Raw genomic sequence first — 4,013 nt, 5'->3', positions numbered from 1 at the left:
ACCCCGGAAAAAATACTCCCGATCAGAAAACTATAGGTCTTCCGCAGGCTTTCTGAGGAGAAGATAAAGATGTGCTTGGCATCGCTGAATCCATGGATGGCTAAAAGGCCAACAATAATAATCATGTAGCCCGCCGCCCCGTAGATAGCATCCTTTTTCAGGGCTGTGCGCCTGAAGACCATTACCCAGGTAAAAATTGCGGTCAGCAGCACGCCCACACCTGTGAGAAACTGGGGTTTGCTCAACCAGTATTTACTGTTATCCGAACCCAGGTAGGAGTAGACCACTGCGGTGGTCATCAGTACCACAAAAACAAGGACACTGTGCACCACCCACCGTTCCACTTTCCAGGCAAAGGTGCTTTTGTCACTGAGTTGGCGGAAGGAGTCCCCGGCAGTTTCCGCCAGCCCCCCGCAGCCACAAACCCAGGAACAATACCATCGTTTTCCGTAGAAATAAGTAAGTAAAGGGGTGATGACCAGGATGGAGAGCACCCCGAAGATGAGCATCCCCAGGCCGATATCCCCGGAATCGATAAAAGCATTGACCCGATACCGCTCGAAGTTGTAATAATTCAGGGGCCAGATATTTTTCAGGTCGTAATAGGGAAGGTCCCCATTGAGTCGCGCCATAATCTCGGGAATGATAAAGGCGAAAGCCGTTTGGAAAAACATAACACTGAGGGTTCTGAGTCGCTGGTACCGGTTGTGGCGGTACTTCCAGAGAAACTTTATCCCAAAGGCCAGAATAGCCAGGGTATAGAGGGTACCATATACAAACCACTGACTGGCGGGATTACCACTTAGTGCACGGCTCAACGGGTCGAAAAGAGAAATCAACCCCCGGTTGGGACCTCCTTTGACCAGGCCGAGGTACTCCGGATAGAAATATAAAACAATATAGAACCCGGTGAGTACAATCCCCAGAGCCCAGGCCCACAGGCCCCGCCCGGAAATCGATTTAAACTGTACCCCGTGGTTTTTGATCCCCTTGGGTTCCCCTTTGTAGGAAGCCCAACTGAATCCGATGACCCCCAATAGTATACCGGTGAGGGAGGCTGCCAACCAGAAACCCTGGTTTGGAAAATCGAAACCAAATGTGGCAAGCAGGAGGATACAAAAACTCGAAAGCCCCAGGAAAACAGATAGTTTTTGACTGTTTTTCAGGCTTTTGGGAGGCCCGCCGGCCAGCGACATGGATTCCAGGGTTGTCATAAAATATGCTCGGTTTTAGAGGTAAATGCCCGAAGGATGTCGCCCTCGTAGCGGCGGTATTGTTCCGGGTCAAAATTCGCTTCCCCAAGACTTTCAACAGCTTGATCTATGGTGATCCCCCGGGTAAGCCACCGGTCTATCACCTCGTGCCGCAATCGGATCCCAAAGGTGTTGATCCCCAAAAGTTTCCGGGTTGTCCCGTCGTAGGCAAGGGTCAGGCATAGAAGTTCTTTGGGGTGTCTCCAGTGAAAATGTAGCTCCTCCGGATCCCGGCCCCGGGCGGCGGAGACCCACCCATAGGTCTGGTATTCGATATCAAAGAATTTGGCGGAATTAAACCAGTGACCTGGTTTGTATTCCATTTCCTGCCCGCAAATAGTCCTCGCCAATGTTTCACCCATCATTCGCCCGGTATACCAAACAGCTTCCACCACCCTTCGTTTCCCGATAGGGCTACGCTGCTGGGCACAATCTCCAATAGCGTAAATATCAGGGATGTTGGTTCTTAAATACCGGTCTACGAGCACCCCTTTGTCCGTTTCTATAGCTGAATCTTTGAGAAAACCAATATTGGGGGTAACCCCGGCTGTGAGTCCGACCAGATCGCATTCTATTTGTTCGCCCTGGTCGGTGATGACGGCCCGGGCCTTTCCTGAGTTGTCCGAAAGGATTTCCTTCAGGTTGGTGGATAGTCGAAGGTCTACGTGATGCTGCCTAATATGCTCATTAATCATGGCCGATTCGCCTTCGGGGAGTACCCCGTTCCAGAAACTCGATTCCCGGACCAGGAAGGTCACTGGAATATCACGGCTGCGAAGCATTTCCGCCAATTCAATCCCAATAAGGCCACCGCCTGCAATGACCGCACGACGGCAGTGTTTTCGATCCGGGGCATGTTCCTCCAGGGCCTCCAGGTCCTGAAGGGAATACAACCCCTGAACCCCTTTGAGGTCCTGTCCGGGCCACCCAAACTTATTGGGTCGGGATCCCGAGGCGATGATTAGCTTGTCGTAGTCCAGGGACCCGCCACCTTCCAGAACAAGTGATTTTGAAGCCGGCACTACAGCCGTCACTTTTGCCCTTTTGAGCTCAATCCGGTTCTTTTTCCAGAAAGAATCCTCATAGGGCTTGGTGTGTTCGTATTTCATATGCCCCATGTAGATATACATCAGGGCGGTACGCGAGAAAAAGTGGTCGCTTTCAGAGGAAACCACTGTTATTGTATAATCCGAGCCTTTGCGAATATGGCGGGCAGCCGTAATTCCTGAAATTCCATTCCCTATAATTACAATATGCATGCCCGGGGCTTTCTCGTTTTTTTATCAGTCGCAATGAAGTTACAAACTTAACAGTTGCGGTGTGCAATCTTTGATTAATATGTACCTTTAATTCAGGATGAAACAATTGTTATGAGGCAATACGCCCTCCTTTTTTTGCTCTGCTTTTACGCCTGTACGACCCCACCCCTTGAAAAGATCAACGGGGTGAGCTTTGTGGCATCGCGGGACCCTGCGGACTTAGAGCACGTAGAAGCCCTTCGGGCGCTTCATGCCGGATATGCAGCTGTTATGCCATTTGGTTTTATCCGGGAGATGGGAAGTCCTGAGATCATTTTTGATACCGAGCGCCAATGGTTCGGGGAGACCCGACAGGGTGCCCGGCAGTATATTGACCTGCTCCATAAGAACGGAATCCGGGTGATGCTCAAACCACAGCTTTGGATATGGCGGGGAATCTTCACGGGCGATTTGGAGATGGACTCCGAGCAGGACTGGAAGCGTCTGGAATGGCAGTATGCTGATTTTATCCTGACCTATGCAGAACTGGCAGAGGAAAAAGGGGTAGGCCTGTTCTGTATTGGGACGGAGCTCGAAGCCTTTGTAAAGCACAGGCCTGCGTATTGGAAGTGGCTGATCCGCAATATCCGGCAAAGGTATTCCGGAAAGCTCACCTATGCGGCGAACTGGGATGAATACAAAAGAATTTCCTTTTGGGAGGACCTGGACCTGATCGGGATTGATGCGTATTTTCCACTCTCTGAATCCCGTAATCCGGGGGTAGCCGAATTGCGTGAGGGTTGGGGGCGATGGAAAGATGAAATTCAGGGAATTCAGAAAGCGGTCGGCCGACCGGTCCTCTTTACCGAGTTCGGGTACCGCAGTATGGATTATACCGCCAAGAAACCCTGGCTGGTCGATCGAAATGAAGAAGCGGTAAACCTGGAAGCACAGGCCAATGCCAAAGAAGCCCTTTTCGAAGAATTTTGGTCAGAGGAATGGTTTGCCGGGGGGTTTGTATGGAAATGGTTTATCCATCATTCCCGAGCCGGGGGACCCGGGGACAACCGATTTACGCCCCAGAATAAACCCGCGGAAGGGGTTATACGCGATTACTTCCGGAAACACTGATTCAGCCCGGGCCCTGAACATGGTTTTTATAATAGCGGTACAGGGCTTCGGGGGAAGCTCCAAAGAATTTTTTCAAATGTACCACGGCGTAGTGAAACTGAAGGCGATACGTGCCCATCTGCTGATACCGGCGCGAGGAGGTTACAATCTCCGGGGTAAGGACCGTAAAGGTATATTGGCGGTAGAGCCGTCCAATGAATTCATTGTCCTCGTAGATCCGGTAGCGCTCATCAAATCCCCCGAGATCCTCAAACCAGTTGCGGGGTAGAAAAAGGGATTGATCTCCACCCCGGCACAGGGGTATGTTCAGTCGGGTGCACCATCCAAAGGCGTTCAGGGTGGGATTGGAAGGTTCAAATCGAAGTCTGAAACAGCCGGCTGTTTCCTTTTT

Annotated in this window: 3 protein-coding genes and 1 pseudogene; 1 reads left to right on the top strand and 3 read right to left on the bottom strand. The window is 51.2% G+C overall.

The genetic code is table 11. The features are described 5' to 3' along the window. Nucleotides 1-1,214: 4Fe-4S binding protein (locus WBV75_RS08460; protein WP_424120194.1), on the bottom strand; the 1,214-nt coding region annotated here is incomplete at its 3' end. Beyond that, complete coding sequence (locus tag WBV75_RS08455) at nucleotides 1,211-2,512, bottom strand: NAD(P)/FAD-dependent oxidoreductase (RefSeq protein ID WP_424120193.1); 1,302 nt, start codon at nucleotides 2,510-2,512, stop codon at nucleotides 1,211-1,213. The genes WBV75_RS08455 and WBV75_RS08460, both read right to left, overlap by 4 nt. 111 nt (nucleotides 2,513-2,623) lie before the next feature. Here WBV75_RS08455 and WBV75_RS08450 point away from each other — a divergent pair, with 111 nt between their 5' ends. Beyond that, nucleotides 2,624-3,622 (top strand): glycoside hydrolase family 113, encoded by a 999-nt coding sequence (locus WBV75_RS08450; protein ID WP_424120192.1) that lies wholly within the window; start codon nucleotides 2,624-2,626, stop codon nucleotides 3,620-3,622. Between the two features lies 1 nt (nucleotide 3,623). On the opposite strand, the pseudogene WBV75_RS08445 reads toward WBV75_RS08450, so the two are convergent. Next, nucleotides 3,624-4,013: pseudogene (locus tag WBV75_RS08445) on the bottom strand (TIGR04283 family arsenosugar biosynthesis glycosyltransferase); the annotation flags it as partial.

Source organism: Robiginitalea sp., assembly GCF_049588695.1.
Taxonomy (GTDB): Bacteria; Bacteroidota; Bacteroidia; order Flavobacteriales; family Flavobacteriaceae; genus Robiginitalea.
The sequence above is the reverse complement of the archived record's forward strand: the minus strand, read 5'-3'. Positions and strand labels throughout refer to the sequence as shown.